This window comes from Klenkia terrae, assembly GCF_037083865.1.
Taxonomy (GTDB): domain Bacteria; phylum Actinomycetota; class Actinomycetes; order Mycobacteriales; family Geodermatophilaceae; genus Klenkia; species Klenkia terrae.
In genome coordinates, this window is record NZ_JBAPLV010000014.1 from 49,655 (window position 1) to 68,751 (window position 19,097).

General features: G+C 76.0%; 19 protein-coding genes. 7 read left to right on the top strand and 12 right to left on the bottom strand.

The genetic code is table 11. The features are described from left to right. Nucleotides 1-24: 24 nt before the first annotated feature. Entirely contained in the window at nucleotides 25-501 is a 477-nt protein-coding gene (locus UXQ13_RS13630; protein ID WP_225233559.1) for a winged helix-turn-helix transcriptional regulator, read from the bottom strand. A 92-nt stretch (nucleotides 502-593) separates the two neighbouring features. Between UXQ13_RS13630 and UXQ13_RS13635 the strand changes: the two genes are divergently transcribed. Beyond that, entirely contained in the window at nucleotides 594-1,307 is a 714-nt protein-coding gene (locus UXQ13_RS13635; protein WP_225233560.1) for an SDR family oxidoreductase, read from the top strand. Between the two features lie 92 nt (nucleotides 1,308-1,399). On the opposite strand, the gene UXQ13_RS13640 is transcribed toward UXQ13_RS13635, so the two are convergent. Further along, nucleotides 1,400-1,657, bottom strand: a complete 258-nt coding sequence (locus UXQ13_RS13640) for a hypothetical protein (protein WP_225233561.1) — start codon at nucleotides 1,655-1,657, stop codon at nucleotides 1,400-1,402. Between the two features lie 326 nt (nucleotides 1,658-1,983). On the opposite strand from UXQ13_RS13640, the gene UXQ13_RS13645 reads away from it, so the two are divergent. Then, nucleotides 1,984-2,820: a GAF and ANTAR domain-containing protein gene (locus UXQ13_RS13645; RefSeq protein WP_225233562.1), complete on the top strand. Its 837-nt coding sequence runs from the start codon at nucleotides 1,984-1,986 to the stop codon at nucleotides 2,818-2,820. A 7-nt stretch (nucleotides 2,821-2,827) separates the two neighbouring features. On the opposite strand, the gene UXQ13_RS13650 is transcribed toward UXQ13_RS13645, so the two are convergent. Continuing rightward, nucleotides 2,828-3,547, bottom strand: a complete 720-nt coding sequence (locus tag UXQ13_RS13650; protein WP_225233563.1) for an ANTAR domain-containing protein — start codon at nucleotides 3,545-3,547, stop codon at nucleotides 2,828-2,830. 155 nt (nucleotides 3,548-3,702) lie between these two features. On the opposite strand from UXQ13_RS13650, the gene UXQ13_RS13655 reads away from it, so the two are divergent. After that, nucleotides 3,703-5,508 (top strand): SpoIIE family protein phosphatase, encoded by a 1,806-nt coding sequence (locus UXQ13_RS13655; protein ID WP_225233564.1) that lies wholly within the window; start codon nucleotides 3,703-3,705, stop codon nucleotides 5,506-5,508. On the opposite strand, the gene UXQ13_RS13660 is transcribed toward UXQ13_RS13655, so the two are convergent. The 4 genes from UXQ13_RS13660 to UXQ13_RS13675 all read right to left on the bottom strand — a co-directional run bounded on the left by UXQ13_RS13660 (nucleotide 5,505) and on the right by UXQ13_RS13675 (nucleotide 9,688). Then, nucleotides 5,505-6,227 (bottom strand): GAF and ANTAR domain-containing protein, encoded by a 723-nt coding sequence (locus UXQ13_RS13660; protein WP_225233565.1) that lies wholly within the window; start codon nucleotides 6,225-6,227, stop codon nucleotides 5,505-5,507. The two genes, UXQ13_RS13655 and UXQ13_RS13660, sit on opposite strands and share 4 nt — an antisense overlap. Nucleotides 6,228-6,306: 79 nt before the next feature. Next, nucleotides 6,307-7,695, bottom strand: a complete 1,389-nt coding sequence (locus UXQ13_RS13665) for a cytochrome P450 (protein WP_225233566.1) — start codon at nucleotides 7,693-7,695, stop codon at nucleotides 6,307-6,309. 99 nt (nucleotides 7,696-7,794) lie between these two features. Continuing rightward, a complete protein-coding gene (locus UXQ13_RS13670; RefSeq protein ID WP_225233567.1) occupies nucleotides 7,795-8,274 on the bottom strand; it encodes an ATP-binding protein in 480 nt (159 codons plus the stop codon). 124 nt (nucleotides 8,275-8,398) lie between these two features. After that, nucleotides 8,399-9,688 (bottom strand): PP2C family protein-serine/threonine phosphatase, encoded by a 1,290-nt coding sequence (locus UXQ13_RS13675; protein ID WP_225233568.1) that lies wholly within the window; start codon nucleotides 9,686-9,688, stop codon nucleotides 8,399-8,401. A gap of 149 nt (nucleotides 9,689-9,837) precedes the next feature. On the opposite strand from UXQ13_RS13675, the gene UXQ13_RS13680 reads away from it, so the two are divergent. Continuing rightward, nucleotides 9,838-11,661: a SpoIIE family protein phosphatase gene (locus tag UXQ13_RS13680; protein WP_336392447.1), complete on the top strand. Its 1,824-nt coding sequence runs from the start codon at nucleotides 9,838-9,840 to the stop codon at nucleotides 11,659-11,661. A gap of 9 nt (nucleotides 11,662-11,670) precedes the next feature. On the opposite strand, the gene UXQ13_RS13685 is transcribed toward UXQ13_RS13680, so the two are convergent. Beyond that, on the bottom strand, nucleotides 11,671-12,435 hold the full coding sequence (locus UXQ13_RS13685; RefSeq protein ID WP_336392448.1) for an amidohydrolase family protein: 765 nt from the start codon (nucleotides 12,433-12,435) through the stop codon (nucleotides 11,671-11,673). Nucleotides 12,436-12,508: 73 nt separating this feature from the next. Between UXQ13_RS13685 and UXQ13_RS13690 the strand changes: the two genes are divergently transcribed. After that, on the top strand, nucleotides 12,509-13,312 hold the full coding sequence (locus UXQ13_RS13690) for a sulfite exporter TauE/SafE family protein (RefSeq protein ID WP_225233571.1): 804 nt from the start codon (nucleotides 12,509-12,511) through the stop codon (nucleotides 13,310-13,312). A gap of 3 nt (nucleotides 13,313-13,315) precedes the next feature. Here the strand turns inward: UXQ13_RS13690 and UXQ13_RS13695 are convergent, their stop codons facing one another. The 3 genes from UXQ13_RS13695 to UXQ13_RS13705 all read right to left on the bottom strand — a co-directional run bounded on the left by UXQ13_RS13695 (nucleotide 13,316) and on the right by UXQ13_RS13705 (nucleotide 16,954). Beyond that, complete coding sequence (locus UXQ13_RS13695; protein ID WP_225233572.1) at nucleotides 13,316-15,061, bottom strand: SpoIIE family protein phosphatase; 1,746 nt, start codon at nucleotides 15,059-15,061, stop codon at nucleotides 13,316-13,318. A gap of 203 nt (nucleotides 15,062-15,264) precedes the next feature. Next, on the bottom strand, nucleotides 15,265-16,311 hold the full coding sequence (locus tag UXQ13_RS13700) for a zinc-binding dehydrogenase (RefSeq protein WP_225233573.1): 1,047 nt from the start codon (nucleotides 16,309-16,311) through the stop codon (nucleotides 15,265-15,267). A 76-nt stretch (nucleotides 16,312-16,387) separates the two neighbouring features. After that, nucleotides 16,388-16,954 carry a TetR/AcrR family transcriptional regulator gene (locus UXQ13_RS13705; protein WP_225233574.1) on the bottom strand — a complete coding sequence of 189 codons (567 nt, stop codon included), beginning with the start codon at nucleotides 16,952-16,954 and terminating at the stop codon, nucleotides 16,388-16,390. Nucleotides 16,955-17,060: 106 nt separating this feature from the next. Here UXQ13_RS13705 and wrbA point away from each other — a divergent pair, with 106 nt between their 5' ends. After that, nucleotides 17,061-17,660 (top strand): NAD(P)H:quinone oxidoreductase, encoded by a 600-nt coding sequence (wrbA, locus tag UXQ13_RS13710; RefSeq protein ID WP_225233575.1) that lies wholly within the window; start codon nucleotides 17,061-17,063, stop codon nucleotides 17,658-17,660. 64 nt (nucleotides 17,661-17,724) lie between these two features. After that, the gene (locus UXQ13_RS13715; protein ID WP_225233576.1) at nucleotides 17,725-18,531 is read left to right on the top strand and encodes a DNA-formamidopyrimidine glycosylase family protein; all 807 of its coding nucleotides are present in this window, start codon (nucleotides 17,725-17,727) and stop codon (nucleotides 18,529-18,531) included. A 4-nt stretch (nucleotides 18,532-18,535) separates the two neighbouring features. Here UXQ13_RS13715 and UXQ13_RS23755 read toward each other — a convergent pair whose 3' ends face one another. Next, nucleotides 18,536-18,991, bottom strand: coding sequence for a TOBE domain-containing protein (locus UXQ13_RS23755; RefSeq protein WP_455428622.1), 456 nt, complete (start codon nucleotides 18,989-18,991; stop codon nucleotides 18,536-18,538). Between the last annotated feature and the right edge of the window lie 106 nt (nucleotides 18,992-19,097).

The window sequence follows — 19,097 nt, forward strand, 5'->3', positions numbered from 1 at the left end:
ACCGCTGGCTTCAGTCAGAGCAAGTCAGCGACGCACCAGGCCTGGCCCGGGGGTCACCTCGACCTCACCCCGACCCACCCGGTGCCCGGCCGCGCACCGGACCTCGACCCGCAGCTCGGCACCGCAGTCGGCGTGCGCCATCCGCAGCGTCGGCCCGGCCTCGGGGCTGGCGTACTCGTCGCCCCACTGCCGCAGCGCCATCAGCACCGGCACCAGCGCCTGCCCCTTCGCGGTCAGCCGGTACTCCTCGCGCGCCCGGCTGCCCGGCTCGCGGTAGCTGCGCCGCTCCAGCAACCCCTCGCCGACCAGGTCCTTCAGCCGCCGGGCGGCCATCGGCTCGCTGAGGCCGACCCGGCTGACGAAGTCGCCGAACCGGGTGGTCCCCAGGCTGGCCTCGCGCAGCAGCAGCAGCGTCGAGCGGGCGCCGACGAGGTCCAGCGCCCCGGCGATCGAGCACCCCTCCGACGTCCAGGTGTCCCGCTCGCCCAGGAAGTCGTCCACGAGGCCGAGCGTACCCCTGACTTGCTGCTGGTTCAGCCAGCCGGTCTACGCTGGCTTCATCCCACGTGCGCCAGCTGTACCGAGGAGCCCCCGTGCCCACCGTCCGTGACCTGTCCACCAGCACCGCCTTCGTGACCGGCGCCAACCGCGGCCTCGGCCGGCACCTCGCCGCCGAGCTCGTCCGCCGCGGCGCCACCGTCTACGCCGGCGCCCGCGACCCCCGGTCGGTGGACCTGGCCGGGGTGACCCCGGTCCAGCTCGACGTCACCGACCCTGCCTCGGTCGCCGCGGCCGCGGCCGCCGCACCGGGGGTCGACCTGCTGGTCAACAACGCAGGCAGCTCGACGGGCGCCGACCTGCTCACCAGCCCGCTCGACGACCTCAGGGTCGAGCTGGAGACCCACTACCTGGGCTCGCTGGCCGTCACCCGCGCCTTCCTGCCGTCCCTGGTCGAGCACGGCGGCGCGGTGGCCAACGTCCTGTCCGCGCTGAGCTGGGTCTCCTTCCCGGCGGTCGGGGCCTACGCCGCGGCCAAGTCCGCCGCCTGGTCGATGACCAACGGCATCCGCCAGGAGCTCGCGCCCCGCGGCGTCACCGTGACCGCGCTGCACGTGGGCTACATGGACACCGAGATGGCCGCCGGCGTCCAGGACCCGAAGTCCGACCCGGCCGACGTCGCCCGCGCCCTGCTCGACGCCGTCGCCGCCGGCGCGCACGAGGTCCTGTTCGACGACGTCAGCCGGCAGGTGCAGCAGGGCCTCGCGGGCGGCGTCGGCGCGCTGTACCCGCAGCTCGACGCCGCCTGACGCGCGGGCCGGAGCCGGGCGACCCCTCCCCGCGACTCGCCGCGCCCTGCGGAAACGGTGCTATACACGGTCAGGCCGCCAGACACGGGGGCTCAGGTCTCGTCGGTCAAACAGGGCGCCGGCGAGGCTGGCCCGGACAGCAGGTCGCCCTCGTCGACCACCCAGACCTGGGCAGCCCCGTACGGGGTGCTGCGGGTGCGCACGGGCTCGATCCGGCGGTAGACCCCGATCCAGCGCGGACCGGCGTAGACGAGCCGTCCCCGCAGCTGGTCGGTCGGGATCCGGTCCACCTGGCCGTGCCGGGGCCCGCCCACGTGCAGCACGAGCTCGGCAGGACGGGCGGGCGGCACGACCCGCGGACGAGGTCGGGCGGGGTGGGATGGGTGCTGCTGCAACGGCATGGAGTGGTCGCCTCCCGGCGGCCGTCGCCCGGCAGCTCACGGGCCGGCGACGGCGTGGTCTCGCACGACGCAGCCGGCCCCTCGACTGCGCCCCCCACGCTAGCCAGCCGCGGCGATCCGGCAACCCGGAGGACCAACCTGTGCGCTCCCGGTGGACTACGGTGATCGCCAGGCCGCCCCGGCGGTGCTCGTCCAACCAAGGGCGCATCCGCCAGCCCGAGAGGGATGGCCTCCGTCGGCGTCCCCACCGGGACGCCGGGATGGATGTGACCCCGATGGACGCGAACCGGAACGCCCGTGCCGACACCTCGTCCGGCGACCCGGCCGACATGGACGACGAGACCCACCGCGCCGCCCGGAACCAGGTGCCCACCCCCCAGCTGGGGACGGTGGACAGCGAGGGCGTGGACGCCCTCGGCCGGCTGCTGCTCGGCTCGGAGTCGGTGGCCTCGGTGCTGCACCGCGCGGCCAGCTACGCACAGCGCACCCTGCCCGTCGCGGAGGAGGCCTCGGTGACCCTGACGACCGGCCCCCGGCGCGCCTCGGCGGCCTGGACAGGGCTGATGGCCTTCGAGCTCGACGAGTGCCAGTACGGCCTGGGCTACGGGCCGTGCCTGGAGGCCGCCGTCACCGGCCGCGCGGTGGTCATCTCCGACACCGCGACCGAGACCCGGTGGCCGGCCTTCGCCGAGCTGGCGGCCCGGCAGGGCGTGGCGAGCACGCTCTCGGTACCGATCCCGGTCGGGGACAGCGCCCAGGCCGCGCTGAACCTCTACTCCACCAGCACCGCTGCCTTCGACGACCCGCTGCTGGTCTCCAAGGCCATGCACACCGCCGGTCAGGCCGCGGCCGCCATCGCCAACATGCACGACCTGGACCGGGCCCGCACCGAGATCGCCAACCTGCAGCTGGCGCTGGAGTCGCGCGCCGGCATCGAGCAGGCCAAGGGCATCCTGATGGCCATCCACGGCTACGACGCCGACAAGGCCTTCGAGGTGCTGTCCCACCGGTCGCAGAACAGCAACCGCAAGCTGCGCGACATCGCCGCCGAGATGATCGACCAGGTGGTCCGCGAGCAGCCGGCTCCCGGGGCGGGCACCGACCGGGCCTGAACCCGGCTCAGGGCGCGTCGGCCTCGGCCAGCAGCGCGTCCACCGGCAGCGAGCGGTCCAGCACCGCGGCCGCGACGTCGTCCACGTCGGTGCCCCGCCCGTAGGCGTACGCCCGCAGCAGCGCCAGCGCCTCGGGGCTGTCGACCCGCAGCGAGACGTTGACGAAGCCCATCGCCTGCCACACCAGGGACCGGCGCTGGGCGGCCGGGGAGTCCAGCCACGCCGGACCCCCGGGCCGACCGGGCCCGTTCGCCTCCTGGAACACCCGGGTGACCTCCCGGGTCACCACCAGGGCGTCGGAGACCGACAGCTCGCCGACCCGGTGCGGCGGGACCACGTAGAGGTCCAGCACGCCCACCTCGGCCAGCCCGTCCTCCAGCGGCAGGGCGATCACGCCGCGGACCGGGGTGCGGGCGACCAGCTCCGCGGTGAAGACCGGCCACCGCTCCGCCAGCTCGGCCTCGTCGGCGACCAGCGCCCGCTGCTCGGCGTGCGCGGACAGGCACGGGCCCTCGCCCACGGTGAACTGCAGGCGCTCGGCGGACGCGGCCACCGGGTCGCTGGCACCCAGCGGCAGCCGGCGACCGGTGGCGAAGTACAGGCTCAGCCCGACCCCGGCGACCGGCAGCACCTGGGCGGCCGCCTCGGCCAACCGCTGCGGCACCAGCTCCGCCGCCGGCAGCCCCCCCGCCGATGCGGCCATCGCGGCCCGGAACGTGTCCAGCACGGTCGACCTCCTCTCCTCGGGACACCATCTCCGCTCTTCCTGCCCCGGCGCTCCACCGCCGTACACACCGGTTGTTCCCCTCGCCGACCGGACCGGGCAGGATGGGCGGCGCTGCGTCGAGTGCCACCGGCGCAGCGCCACGAGAGGCCACCGCCGTGACCGCGGACGCTGCCGGGCTGGACTTCGCCGCCCTGTTCTCCGCCCTGCCGACCGCCTACCTCGTGATGTCCCCCGAGCTGGTGATCCTGGACGCCAACCCGGCCTACCTGCACCTGCTGGGCCGCACGCGCGCGGAGCTGGTCGGCCGGTACGTCTTCGACGCGTTCCCCCCGTCGCCGGACACCCTGGACGACGACGGCGGCAACCCGCTGCAGCGGTCCTTCGAGCGCGCCCGGGACACCGGGGTGCCCGACCCGCTGCCGATGTTCCGGTACGACGTGCTCGACCAGACCACCGGTCAGGTCCGCCGCCGCACCTGGTCCCTCACCAGCGTCCCGGTCCGCGGCCCCGGCGGGACCACCCGGTGGGTGCTGCAACGGGTCATGGACGTGACCGACTACGTGGCCGACCTCGTGGCCGGACGGGCGCGGCCCGGGGCGCCCGACGGGTGCGATCCCTGGGCCCGCGTCGACGAGCTCGAGGCCGACCTGTTCGCCGGCACCCGCGAGCTGCGCAGCGCGCTCGCCGCGCAGGAGGCCACCGCCCGCCGGTTGGCCGCCCTGGCCGAGGTCGCCGTGCAGCTCGGCGCGGTCGAGACGGTCCAGGAGGTCACCGACGTCGTCGCCGGCACCGGGTTGGCCGCGCTGGGCGCGGTCGGCGGCGCCCTGGCGCTGCGCGAGGACAGCTCCTCCGTCGTCCGGCTGACCGTCGCCGGGGCCCGGACCGACGGTGCCGCGGCCGGCGCGCGGGCGTTGTGCAGCTGGGTGGTGCAGCACGACCGACCGGTCGCCCTGACCGGGCCGGACGGTGCCCGCAGGTGGTCGGCGGAGACCGGTGCCGAGGTCGAGCTGCCCGGGTCGGCCACCTGGCTGGCCGCCCCGGTCCGCGGCGCCGGCCGGGTCCTCGGTGCGCTGCTGGCGACCTGGGACCGACCACGGCCACCCGGGGACGACGAGGCGCAGCTGGTGGAGGCGCTGGCCAGCCAGGCGGGGGACGCCGTCCGCCGGATCCGGGGCATCGCGGCCGAGCGCCGGGCCGCCGCCAGCAGCCGGGCCGTCGCCGAGACCCTGCAGCGCTCCATGCTCAGCGCCCCGACGGCGCCGCGCGGGGTCCAGCTCGCCGTCCGCTACCTGCCGGCCTCGCACGCCGCGCAGGTGGGCGGTGACTGGTACGACGCCTTCCTGCAGGCCGACGGCGCGGTGAACCTGGTGATCGGGGACGTCGTGGGCCACGACATCCACGCAGCCGCGGCGATGGGCCAGCTGCGCAGCCTGCTGCGCGGCATCGTGGTGGCCGGCAGCCCCGGTCCGACGGCGGCGCTGGCCACCCTGGACACCGCGATCGCCCAGCTCGACCTGCGCACCTACGCCACGGTCGGCCTGGCCCGGCTGGAGCAGGACCCGGACGACCCGTGCCGCGGGACCACCCGGCTGCGGTGGGCCAGCGCCGGGCACCCGGCCCCGGTGGTCGTGGACTCCCGGGGCGCGGCGGTCCCCGTCCCCGACCCGGCCGGGCACCTGCTGCTGGGGGTGGACGCCGGCTGCACCCGGGGGGACGTCGTGGTCACCCTGGACCAGGGCTCGACGGTGCTGCTGTTCACCGACGGCCTGGTCGAGCGCCCGGGCGAGGACGTCGCCCGCGGGGTGGCCCGCCTGCAGGACCTCCTCGTGGAGCTGGCCGGCCGGGACCTGGAGCAGCTGTGCGACGAGGTGCTGCACCGGCTGGTCGACGGCCACCCCGCCGACGACGTCGCCCTCGTCGCCGCCCGGCTGCACCCCGGCGCAGGGGTCCGACCGGCCTAGCCCCCGGCCGGTCCGGCCGTGGTGCGGGCGCCGCGCTCGTGGGCCGCGACCAGCTCCTCGGCCACCTCGCGCAGCTTGCGGTTGGTGTGCTGGCTCTGCCGCTTGAGCGCCTCCAGGGCGACGGCGGCGTCGCAGTCGGCCCGGGCCATCAGCAGACCGGTGGCCTGCCCGATCACCGTCCGGCTGACCAGGGCCTGCTCGAGCTGGCCCACCTGGTCGCGGTGCTCCTCCAGCGACTGCGTCGTCGCCAGCGCTCCGGCGAGGAGGTCGGCCCACTGCTGGCCGATCTGCCGGTCGGCGTCGCCGAGGGCCCCGGGGGTGCGCGCGTACAGGTTCAGCGCGCCCGGGGTCTCCCCGCCGGGGAGCGGGAGGGACAGGGTGGCCCGCACTCCTGCGGCCACCGCGCGGGCCGGGTACCCACCCCACCGGCGCTCGGCGACCATGTCCGGCACGGCCACGACCACGCCCTCGCGCATCGACTCCAGGCACGGCCCGACGCCCAGCTCGTACTGCTGGGCATCACCCAGCCGGGCCAGCTCGCCGGCACTGGCGATCGTCAGCGGGCCCCCGGCCCGCTGCACCGTCAGCCCGCACGCGTCGGCGCCCGGCGCCAGCCGGACGACGGTGTCCACCAGGTCCCCGAGCAGCGCTCGACCGGCGCCCGCCGGTCCTGCGCCCTTCTCCCCGACCCGGTCCAGGACAGGATCACCGCCGTGCATGACACGCCTCCCACGCATCGTGGCCGTCCCCGAGACCTGGAGACCGCCGAGACGGATTCTGCCGGAACCCCGCGAGGCCTCAGGACGGGGGTCGCAGCGCGAACCGGAGCGCCGTGTGGTCGAGGGTCCGGGGCAGCGGCCCGGTGTCCGGGGCGCTGCGGCCCGCGGTCTGCACCGGCTCGTCGGGGCCGAGGAGGGCGGCCAGGACCACCGAGGACGTGTGCAGCACCAGGTCCCGCCCCGGGCAGCGAGCCGGGCCCGCGCTGAAGGGCACCATCGACCGCAGCGAGGCGCTGGTCCCCGCCGGCGCCGTCTCGTCCAGCCACATCCGGGGGACGAACCGGTCCGCCTCGGGGAGCTGCTCGTCGTCGCGGTGCAGCAGCGAGGAGACCAGGACGAACGTGGTGCCGGCCGGGGCGGTCCGCCCGCCCCAGTCCGTGGGCCGGGTGGTCTCGCGGAGCACCGCCAGCGTGGTCGGCCACAGCCGGACCGACTCCAGCACCGTCGCGCGCAGCAGCGGCAGGTCCGGTCGCCCGGGCACGGCCGCGGCCACCTCGGCGCGCACCGCCGCGGCGTGCTCCGGGTGGCCGGCGAGCAGGGCCGCCGCCCGGTGCGTCGCGATCCCGGCGGCGTCCCAGGCGAACAACCAGTGCGCCACCTGCGAGGGCAGGTCGAGGTCCGCCCCGTGCTCCCCGCCGGCGGCCGCCGTGACGGTGGCGGCCAGGCTGCCGGGCTCGGCCCGGTCCAGGTGGTCCTGGACGGCGGCGAGCAGCCGCCGCCGGCCGTCGTGGTCGGTGCGGCGCAGGTAGGCCCAGTTGGCCCGCCCGCGCAGCCGGGCGAGCTCGTCGGTCAGCCCGACGTCGTCCCGGGCGCCGTCCCCCAACGTCACCCGGCGGGTGATCCGGGCCCAGGCCTCGGTGAAGGTCGGCCAGTCCCAGGAGCCCGCCCGGCGCAGCGGGGCCAGCTCCTCGGCGGCCACCGCCCCGATCGCGGCCGCCTGCTCGTGCAGCGGCACGTCGAGCTGCAGGACGTCCTCGTTCCAGCGCCGCCGGGCCGCCCGCGGCGCCCCGTCGCTGATCAGCACCCCGCCGGGCTGGAAGTGCTGCAGCGCGGCCCGCTTCTCCGTGGTCGCCGGCGCGAAGGGCTCCGGGCTGCCGGCCAGGACCCGGGCGGCGTCCTGCGCCCCGGTGAGCAGCGCGACGCTGCGGCCCGGGATGCGGAGCACCAGCGGGCCCCGGCCGTACCGGGCCCGGGCGCGCTGCAGCGCGCGCACCGCCCGGTCGTCGCCCTGCCACCGGTCCAGCAGCCGCACCACGGCCGGGCGCCGGACGATGATGCCCTGGGCCAGCATCGGGGCCAGGACGCCGGCGACCAGCCGGGCGGTCCCGCCGGCGCCCAGGCGGACCGGCGCGGCCGACGAGGTGCCCGGCTCCTCCACGGCCCGGTCGTGCTGCGCCTGCTCCACCATCCGTGCCCTCCCGGGGGTCCGGCCGCGACTGCGCGGCTCGTCGTCCAGGAGTTCCTGACCGTGCCCGTCGGCCGGCAAACAGCGTGTGCGGCGACCGGCTCAGCGGGCCGGGGCCACCGGCTTCTCCAGGCAGGCCCAGACGTGCTTCTGCGCGGTGTCGTGGTGCACGCCGTGCGCGTCGGCCAGGTCGGCGACCACGTGCAGGCCGTAGCCACCGGCACCGGCCGGGCGCTCGACGGCCGGGGTGGGCAGCCGGTCCGGTGCGCTGTCGCTGACCACGACGACCCAGCAGTCGACGTCGTCGCACACCTGCAGCCGGGACGGCGGGGTGCCGTGCCGCACCGCGTTCGAGGTCAGCTCGTCGATGACCAGCACGGCCTTCTCCACGGCGTCCTCGCCCGCGTCGCCGGCGGAGGGCGGCAGCGAGGCGGTCAGGAAGGCCCGCACCTGCCGGCGGACGGCGCTCAGCGCGCGCAGGGACTCCAGGACCAGGATCAGCCGGTCCGCGGTCGCCGGCTCGGGGACGGGGCTGTCCCGCGACCAGGACGCCGCCGCCAGCACGTGCTCCTGCGCGGACATCCGTGCACGATCGGCCACGCCCACCCTCTCGGTCATATGGTCGGCGGACGGGGTCCGCGGGCGGTGCCGGGCGCACCTGCCACGACCTGCATGCCCGTTATCGGCACTTCCACTCCTGGAGCGGTCAGCTGCTCCGCGGCGGGGGGACGTACCCCTCCGGCGCGACGCGCACCGCCAGCAGCGCGATGTCGTCGTCGTGCCCGTGCTGGTTCTCCGCGAGCACCACGTCGAGCAGGGCGTCCAGCGGCAACCGGTGGTGCTCGGTCAGGGTCCGCCGCAGGGCTGCGATCCCCCGGTCGACGTCGGCGCCCAGGTGGCGGTGCTCGATCAGCCCGTCGGTGTAGAGCAGCAGGGTGTCCCCGGGCTGCAGCTCGGTGGTCCAGTCGCGGCGGGCCCGCTCGCCGTCCACCCCGACCAGGAGGTCCGGACGACGCTCGAGCAGGGTGGTCGACCCGTCCGGGTGCAGCAGGACCGGTGCGGGGTGGCCGGCGTTGGACCAGTGCAGCGTGCGGGCACCCTCGGCGCCCGCCTGCTCGATGCGGGCCAGCACGACGGTGGCCAGGCCGGCGACGTCCAGCCCGGCGACGGCGCGGTCGAGCCGGCGGAGGGTCTGCGAGGGTCGCTCGCCCCGGTCGTAGGCGAACGCGCGCAGCAGGGTGCGCAGCTGACCCATCGTGGCCGCAGCCTGCATGTCGTGGCCGGTCACGTCGCCGATCGCCGCGACGGTGCCGCCCTGCGCGGTGCCGAACGCGTCGTACCAGTCCCCGCCGACCTGGTCGCCGGCGTGGGAGGCCGCGTACCGGGCCCTGAACTCCAGGCCGTCGACCTCGGGGAGGTGGGTCAGCATCGCCGCCTGCAGCGTCTCGGCGACGACGCGCCGGTCGGCCAGGCTCGCCGCGGCGCGCGTCGCGGCGTCGGAGGACTGCACCCGCAGCGTCCGCAGCTGCAGCTCGGAGCTGCACGCCACTGCCAGGTCCTCCAGCGCGGTGAGCTCCTGCGGGGTCCACCGCCGCGGCCGGTGGTCGATCGCGCACAGTGAGCCGACGACCTGGCCCAGGGCGTCGAGCAGCGGCATGCCGGCGTAGGCGATGACGCCGAGGTCGGCGATCGCCGAGTTCTCCCAGACCAGCGGGGTGATCCGGGCGTCCTCGACCAGCAGCGGCGCCCCGGAGCGGACCACGTGCTGGCAGAAGCTGTGCGTCAGCGGGGTGCGCCGGGTCGAGGCCCACGGCTCGGGCAGCCCCAGCGCGCCCGGGAGCACCTGCTCGTCGACGTCCACGAACGACACCAGCGCCACGGGGACGCCCAGCAGCTGGCGGACCAGCCGGGCGAACCGCTCGAAGGCGGGGTCCGGGGCCGGGACGGCGACCACCGGGAGCTGGGCGGGGAGTCCGCCCAGGACGGTGTCGGTCATGCGTCCTCCCGGGCGTCTGGGCACGGTGCCCGGGCGACGGTGCCGAAGCTACCCGCGCCGGCCGCGGCTGTCTGCGTCCCCTGGCCCGCCGGGGTGACCCCGTCGGGGACCCGGGTCACGATCGGTCGCCGACGATCTAGCCTGACCCCGTGCACCCCCGTTCGAGCGCTCCGGGCGACGCCTGGCCGCCGGCGGGCACGGCGATCTCCGAGGTGGAGCTGCAGGAGCTGCGGGAGCGGGCGGTGGTGGCCACCGACATCTGCTTCACCATCTCCGACCCCCGTCTGCCGGGCAACCCGCTGGTCTGGGTCAACCCGGCGTTCGAGCGGGTGACCGGCTACACGGTCGAGGAGTCGGTCGGGCGCAACTGCAAGTTCCTGCAGGGCCCGGACACCGACCAGGCCGCGGTCACCCGGTTGGTCGGCGACCTGGCGGCGCGCGGGTCCTCGGCGGTCACGCTGCTCAACCACCGGGCCGACGGCACGGCCTTCTGGAACTACGTGGTGGTCAACTCGGTGATCGACCGCGCCGGGGAGCTGGTCGGCTTCGTCGGCGTGCAGACCGACGTCACCGCCCGGGTGGTCGCCGACGCCGAGCGGGCGGCGGCGCTCGCCGCCGAGCAGAGCGCCCGCCAGGCCGCCGAGCGGGCGCAGGCCGTGGCCGAGGCCGCCCGGGCGCGGATGACGCTGATGGCCGAGGCCACCACCGCCCTGGGCGCGAGCCTGGACATGACCGAGCTGCAGCAGCGGCTGGCCCGGCTCTGCGTACCGCTGCTGGCCGACTGGGTGGCGATCTCCGAGGTCGACGAGACCGGGGTGGTCACCTCGATCACCTGCGAGCACCGGGCCGGCGAGGCCGCCCGGGAGCCGACGGAGCAGATGTCCGCGCAGTTCCTGGGCCGGCGCTTCCCCGACACCTCCCCCACCGCCCGGGCCATGGCCACCGGCCGGCCGGTGGTCGTCTCCGGGCTGACCGCCGAGGCCATGCAGCCCTGGACGCGCGGGCTGCACGGCACCCCGGTCCTGGACGACCTGGGCACCGGCTCGGTGGCGGCCTTCCCCCTCACCTCCCGCAGCGGCACCTGGGGCGTCTTCGTGCTCGTGCGCCAGACCCCCGAGGGGTTCGACGAGGACGACGTCGAGGTCGCCCAGGACCTGGGACGCCGGGCCGGGCAGGCGCTGGACAACGCGCGCCGCTACGCCCGGGAGGCCTCGGTCGCCGAGACGCTCCAGCACGCGCTGCTGCCGGAGCTGCCGACCATCCCCGGCGTCCTCGCCGCGGCGCACTACACCGCCGCCTCCACGACGGCCTCGGTCGGCGGCGACTTCTACGACCTGCTGCCGCTGCCCGGTCGGTCGGTCGGCGTCGTCATCGGCGACGTCACCGGGCACGACATCACCGCGGCCGCCGCGATGGGCCAGCTGCGCGGGCTGCTCCGGTCCGAGGCGTGGGCGGTCGACGCCCCCGACCCGGCCGAGGTGCTCGGCCGGGTCGACCGCCTCCTCGAGGTCCTCGGCCTCCCGGTGATGGCCACCGCCCTGCTGCTGCGGGCGACCCCGCCGGCCACCGGGGACCCGCACGGCTCCTGGACCGTCGAGTGCGCGAACGCCGGCCATCCGCCGGCGCTGCTGCGCACCCCCGACGGCGAGGTCTCGGTGTTCTGCGACGAGCACGGCATGCTGCTGGGCACCGGGATGTCCCAGGAGCGACCGGCGCGGACCGCGACCTCCAGCGAGGTGCCGGCCGGCAGCCAGCTGCTGCTCTACACCGACGGCCTGGTGGAGCAGCCCAGCGCGGCCGGCTCGGCCGAGCGGGACATCGACGAGGGCATGGACCGGTTGGGCCGGCTGTGGGCGGCGCTGCCCCGCACGACGCACCCCGAGGACGCCTGCCGGGCCTTCGACGACCTGGTGGTCGAGCGGTCCGACGACATCGCGCTGCTCGTCGTCCGGCTGGGCACCGCTGCCGGCTGAGCCAGGTCCTCAGGCCGGGCGCGGCCGGGCCAGGTAGAGCGCCGCCGCGTTGCCGCGCAGCACGGCGTCGTGGTGCTCGGCCGGCACAGCGTCGGCCAGCAGCCGGAGGTCGACGGGCTCGAACGGCCGGCGCGCGCGGGTGGAGGGCAGGTCGGTGCCGGCCAGCAGCGCGCCCGGGTCGACCGCCACGACGGCCGCGGCCACCGCGGCCGGGTCCAGGTCGACCCGGCCGAACCCGGTGGCCTTGACCTTCACCCCGGCGGCCACCAGGTCCAGCAGCGCGGGTGTGCCGTCGGCGTGCAGCCCCAGGTGGTCGACCACCACCGCCGGCAGGGCGCGCAGCACCCCGGCCAGCCCGGGCAGCTCGCGGGCGTCGACGTAGAGCTCGGCGTGCCAGCCGGCGACCTCGTGCACCCGGCGGGCCAGCCGGTCCAGCTCGGCGACCGGCGCCGACCCGCCGCGGGCCAGGTTGAACCGGACCGCCCGCACCCCGGCGGCGTCCAGCCGGAGCAGCTCCTCGTCGGTCACCGAGGCCGGCAGCTGGGTGACCCCGACGAACGACGGTCCGAGCAGCATTAGCGCCCGGACCAGGTAGCTCTGGTCGAAGGCCTGGAAGGACCCGGAGACGACCGCCCCGCCCACCACGTGCAGGTCGGCGACCGCGGCCCGGTAGTCGGCCACGGTGAACGCCGGCGGCAGGTAGCCCTGGTTGGGCACCAGCGGGAACGCCGGGTCCACCACGTGCAGGTGCGCGTCGAACAGCGGCGGGGTCACCCCCGGCAGCGTAGGAGCGGCCCGGACCTGCTCCACTACGTCGTCGTCCGACCGCTGCCGTGGAGCCTGCCCCGTGTCCCTGCTCGACGTCCTGCCGCCCGACGGTTCGGCGACGGCGCTGCTGGTCCTGCTGCTGGCGGCCTTCGCCGCCGGATGGGTGGACGCCGTCGTGGGCGGCGGCGGGCTGGTGCAGCTGCCGGTCCTGCTGCTGGTCGGCGGGCTGACCCCGCTGCAGGCCTTGGCCACCAACAAGCTGGCCTCGATCGCCGGCACCACGACCAGCGCGCTGACCTACCTGCGGCGCACCCGGACCGACCTGCGGACGGCCGCCCCGATGGCCGTGGTCGCCCTGCTGCTGAGCACGCTGGGCGCCTCGGTCGCGGCGAACCTGCCGACCGCCGCGATCAAGCCGGTCATCGTGCTGGCCCTGGTGGCCGTGGCCGGGCTGATCGCCACCCGGCCCTCCCTGGGCGAGCTGGCCCGGCCGCGCCGGGAGGCGGCCGCGCACTACCTGCTGGCGATGGTGCTGGCCGCGGTCATCGGGTTCTACGACGGGGTGCTCGGCCCCGGCACCGGCACGTTCCTGGTCATCGGGCTGATCGCCGTGGTCGGCTACGACTTCCTGCACGCCAGCGCCACGGCCAAGGTGGTCAACGCCGCGACCAACCTGGGCGCCCTGCTGTACTTCCTGCCCTCGGGCGCGGTGCTGGTCGGCCTCGGCCTGCTCATGGGTGCGGCCAACGTGGCCGGCGCCTACCTGGGGGCCCGGATGGCGATCGCCAAGGGCAACCGGTTCATCCGGGTCGTGTTCCTGGTGGTCGCCGTCGCGCTGATCACCCGGCTGTCGGTCGACGTCTGGCAGGACCACCGGAGCTGAGCGTCAGCCGCCGTGCGGGTCCGAGCGCAGGGCGAGCAGGGCTATGTCGTCCTCGGCGTGGTCGGTCACCACGGCGATCAGCTCGTCGCACAGCTGCGCCAGCGGCAGACCCCGCAGGCCGACGACGTGCCCGACCAGCCAGGCCTGGGCGTCGTCCAGGTTGCCGGTCCGCCGCTCGACCAGGCCGTCGGTGTAGAGCAGCAACCCGTCCCCGGGGCGGAGGTCCAGGTCGTGGTCGGTGCGCGGGCTGCCGGGGACGGCGCCCAGGATCCGCTCCACGCGTGCCCCGACGGGGACCGCACCGCCCGTGGCGGGCACGAGCAGGGGCGGCGGGTGGCCGGCGTTGGACCACCGCAGCCGGTGCACCCCGTCGGTCGGCTCCGGCTCGACCCGCACCACGACCGCCGAGGTCAGGCGGTCGACCCCCAACCCGGCCATCGCGGCGTCCAGGGCCTCCAGCACCCGGGCCGGTGAGTGCTGGGTGAAGGCGATCCCGCGCAGCAGGTTGCGCACCTGGGCCATCACCGCGGCCGCGCTCTGGTCGTGCCCGGCGACGTCGCCCACCACCAACCAGGTGGCCCCGTCCTGGCCGCGGAAGGCGTCGTACCAGTCGCCGCCGATCTCGGCCTCCGTCGTGGCCGGGCGGTACCGGACGGCGATGTGCAGGTGCTCGGGCTCGACCGGGTCGGTGAGCAGGCTGCGCTGCAGGGCCTCCGACATCGTCCGGCTGGTCTCGGCCGCCGCCCGCTCGGCGAGGTGGGCGAGCGTGTCGCCCAGGACGCCGGCGACCTGGTTGGCGACCAGCTCCTGGAAGGTGCGGTACGCCTGGTCCTGCACCAGGTGCGGGCTCAGGCCCAGCACCAGCACGCCGACCGCGGCGCTGCGCCCCGGTGGCGTGAGCGGGAGGGCGACGGCGGTCCGGACCGGTCCGTCGCCGATCTCGGCCGGCACAGCGCCCCACCTGCCGTCGAGGTCCTCGGCGGTCTGCCGGCCGGTCAGGGCGGTGCGCAACCACGCCTCCTCCGCCGTCCCCGGCGCGACCGCCGGGACACCGTGCCCGCCGTGCAGCAGCAGCGGGCTCCCCGGGTCGTCGACGTCGGTCAGCAGGTGTACGCCGGCCAGCGGCAGGTCGGTCCGGTGCTCGGCGAGCACCTCCACCACGGCCGCGACGGCGGCGCCCAGGTCGTCGTGCCGGGCGGCGCCGGTCTGGCCCAGCTGCTGGGCCAGCTGCAGCCGCCGGGTGGCCAGGACGCGCTCGGTGGTCTCCAGGACGGTGTCGAGCAGACCGACGACCTCGCCGTCGGCGTCGATCAGCGGGCTGTAGGAGAAGGTGAAGTAGGTCTCCTCGAGGAACCCGTTGCGGCTGCTCATCAGCAGGAAGTCCTCGAAGTGGTTGGCCACCTGCTCGGTGACGACCTGCTCGACCATCGGGGCCAGCGTCGGCCACTCGTCGGCCCACACCTCCGGCAGCGGCCGGCCCATCGCCGGGTGGAGCGCACCCATGAGCGGTGCGTAGGCGTCGTTGTAGACCATCACCAGCTCGGGCCCGGCCATCACCAGCATGCCGAACCGGGTGTTCATCGCCGTGCTGATCGCGGACCGCAGGGTCGGCGACCAGGTCTCCGGTGCGCCGATGGCCGTCGTGGCCCAGTCCGTCCCGGCGAACAGCGCACGGCACGGGGTCGGCTCGGCCGGGCCGAGGACGGCCCGGAGGGCGGCCTGCGGTGCCGGACCTCCCGGGGTGACCACCCGGACATCGTGCCGGACGACGCGCGCCGGTGCCCAGGGGGTCGTTGTGGCAGGGGGTCGCGCCGTGGTTCCCTGGGCACGAGCTGCCCCGGACCCGGCAGCGCGCAGACCGGCGGCGGGACCCCCGTCGCCTCGCGCGCCATCGGATGGTCCAGCAGAGGGCACCGCGTCGGTTGCGCGAGGTGGGGTCCCGCCGTCCCCCCTCACGGCACGAGCAGGATCTTGCCGCTGCTCGTGCGGGACTCGGCGAGGGTCAACGCAGCGGCGGCCTCGGCCAGCGTGAACCGGGCCGCGACGACCGGGGTCAGGACACCCTGGTCCAGGAGCTCGAGGACCGCCGCGAGGTCGGTCTCCAGGTGGCGGCGGAAGCGGGCCCGGCGGACGGCGTGCCCGGACCACAGGTCGTAGAAGGTGGCCCGCCGGCCGTTGGGCAGCGCCGACCACCACAGGTTGCGGCCGATCGCCTTGGCGAACGGCAGCCCGAGGCTGCCGGTGCCCGAGACGGCGTCGATGATCGCGTAGGAGACCAGGGTGCCGCCGCGGGCCAGCAGGCCGAAGGCGGTGCGGGTGGTCTCGCCGCCCACGTTGTCGAAGACCGCGGCCACGCCGTCGGGGGCCAGGGCACGCACCCGGGCCGCCAGGTCGGGGTCCGCGTAGTCGACCGGCTCGACCCCGGCCGCCCGCAGCGCCTCGTGGTGGCGGGGCGAGGCGGCACCGATCACCCGGATGCCGGCGTGCTGCGCCAGCTGCGCGAGCACGGTGCCGACGCCGCCGTTGGCGCCGAAGACCAGGACCGTCTGGCCGCGGGTGACCCGGGCGGCGCGGTGCAGCATCTGCCAGGCGGTGACGCCGTTGACGGTGAGCGCCTCGACCAGCCCGGGGTCCAGGTGGTCGGGGACGACGACGCTGTCCCGCGCCCGGACGACGGCGTGCCCGGTCCAGGCGCCGGTCTTGGTCATGCTGGCCACCCGGGAGCCCACCAGCTCCGCGGCGACGCCCTCGCCGGTGGCCAGGACCCGACCGACCAGGTCGTAGCCCGGGGTGAACGGGAAGGCCGGCTGGCCGAAGTAGCGGCCCCGGCGCATCGCCTGCTCCGCGTAGCTGACGCCGGTGGCCTCCACGGCCACCAGCAGCTGGCCGGGCCCGGGCGGGGCGACCGGGGCCTGCACGACCTGCAGCCCCTCGGGCTCGACGAGCCCGGGCAGGACGACCCGGGTGGTGGTGGACGGCAGGGCGGGGGTGCTGGTCATGTCGGGCTCCTCGGTGGTTACTGATCGGTCAGTCACAAAGCAGGGCAGTACGGGTGCCCGACCGGCGGGGACCGGCTCAGGGGGCGTGCGCGATGCCGGCGGTGATGGTCTGCGCCCAGCCGCCGTCCGCCGGGTCGAGGTCGGCCTGGACGACGAGATGGCAGAGCTGCCCGTAGGCCAGGAACCGCTGGACGGCGACCGGGTCGGCGCCGGAGTCCCGGGTGACGGTCTCCACGACGCGGGCCAGGCCGCGGTGGACGGCGTCGCGCACCTCGGGGACGTCGCAGGCACTCTGCGCGTGCACCTGGATCATGATCAGGCTGCGGTCGCGGATCAGCTCGACGTAGGCCGCGGTCATCGCGTCGAGCCGGGCCGCCGGGTCCTCGGCCGCGCCGGCCCGCACCGCCGTCGACAGCACCTGGGCGACCTGCTCGTAGCACCGGTCGACCGCCGCGACGAACAACCCGACCTTGCCGGCGAACAGCCGGAACACGTAGGCCGGCGAGACGCCGGCCGCGGTCGCGACGTCGGCCACCGGGGTGGCGTGCAGCCCCTTGTCGGCGAAGACGCCGAGGGCCGCGACGGTGATCCGCTCACGCTGCTCCTCAGCGGTGGAGCGGAACCCCGCGCCGGTCGTCGTCATGTGAGTGAGTGAACAATCACAACCTCGATCCGTCAAGCACGGGTAGGTCCGGGCTGCCGGGGTAGATGGTTGAGGACGCAACCGTCTCCCCAGGAGGACTCCCCGCATGACCAAGATCGCTGTCGTCTACTACTCCTCCACCGGCAACACCCACCAGCTCGCCCAGGCGCTCGCCCAGGGCGCCGAGGACGCCGGGGCCGAGGTACGCCTGCGCCGCGTGGCCGAGACCGCCCCCGACGCCGCGATCAACAGCAACCCGGCCTGGCGCGCGCACGCCGACGCCGTCGCCGACGTCCCGCTGGCCCAGCCCGAGGACCTGGAGTGGGCCGACGGCTACGCCCTGGGCACCCCCACCCGCTTCGGCACGCCGTCTGCGCAGCTCAAGCAGTTCATCGACACCCTCGGTGGCCTGTGGGCGACCGGCAAGCTCGCGAACCGCGGGGCGACGGCGTTCACCAGCGCGCAGAACACCCACGGCGGCAACGAGTCCACGATCCTGACCCTGTTCAACGTGTTCTCGCACTTCGGCGCGGTCATCGTGCCGCCGGGCTACACCGACCCGCTGCTGTTCGCCGCCGGCGGCAACCCCTACGGCACCTCGGCCCCCTCGGCCGGCAACGCCGACGCCGCCTCCGACGAGGCGCTCGCCGCCGCCCGCTACCAGGGTCGCCGACTCGCCGAGATCAGCGCCAAGCTCACCGCCTGACCCGGCCGCACCCGGGTGGGACGCCGTCCTGCCCGGGTGCACACCGGACTACCGTGGGCCACCCATGCCCGAAGGTGACACGATCTACCGGCTCGCCCGGCGCCTCGGCGTCCTCACCGGGACCGAGGTGCTGCGCAGCGACTTCCGGGTCGCCCGGCACGCCACCGCCGACCTGAGCGGCGCCCGGGTGCTCGGCACCGTCCCGCGCGGCAAGCACCTGCTCACCCGCCTCGACCTCGCCGGCGAGGCGCTGACGCTGCACACCCACCTGCGCATGGACGGCGAGTGGAGCGTCGTCGGCGCGGGGAAGATGCTGCCGCGCCGGATGATGGGCGACGCCCGGCTCGTGCTGGAGACCACCGGCGCCACCGCGATCGCGCTGCGGATGCCGGTGGTCGAGCTGCTGCCCACCGCCGCCGAGGACACCGTCGTGGGCCACCTGGGCCCGGACCTGCTCGACGACCACCGCGACGTCGCCGACCTGGTCGCCGCGGCCACGGCCAACCTCGAGGCGCAGCCCGACCGCCCGCTGGTCGCCGCCCTGCTGGACCAGCGGGTGCTCACCGGCCTGGGCAACGTCTGGGTCAACGAGCTGGCCTTCCTGCGCGGGCACCTCCCGCTCACCCCGGTCGGCGAGGTGCAGGTCGAGCCGCTCGTCAAGCTGGCCGCCCGGGCGATGCGCTTCGCCGTCCAGCCCGGCGGGCCGGGCCGGGTCACCACCGGCAACACCCGCCCGGGCCAGCGCTACTACGTCTACGGCCGGACCGGCGAGCCCTGCCGGCGGTGCGGCACGAAGCTCGAGTTCTCCGCGGAGATCCCGAACGACCCCGAGGTCCGGCACACCTGGTGGTGCCCCAGCTGCCAGCGCTGAGCGCTCAGCGCGGGTAGACCGCGACCTCCGAGGCCTTCACCGAGGCCCACACCTGCGCGCCGGGCACCAGCCCCATCTCGGCGAACGCGGTCGCGGTGACGTCGGCGGTCAGCGGCACCGCGCCGGCCAGGTCGCAGCGCACCGTCGACCCGTGCGGGGTGGCCCCGGCCAGGGTCGCCGGCCACACGTTGCGCGGGCTGCCGTCGGGCCGGGACAGGTACAGCGAGACCGTCTCCGGCCGGACGGCGACCAGCACCGGGCCCTGCGCCGGCTCGGCCACCGCGACCTCGCCCCCGCCGTCCAGGGCGACCGTCGTGCCCGACGCCGTCCCGGGCAGCAGGCTCAGCCCGACCAGCCGGGCCACGTAGTCCGTGCGCGGGCGCCGGGCCACCTCGACCGGCGTGCCCTCCTGGACGACGACGCCGTCCTCCACCACCACCACCCGGTCGGCCAGCGCCATCGCGTCGACCGGGTCGTGGCTGACCAGCACGGTGCACCCGGCGAAGTCGGCCAGGTGCCGGCGCAGCTCGGCCCGCACGGTCAGCCGGGTGCGGGCGTCCAGCGCG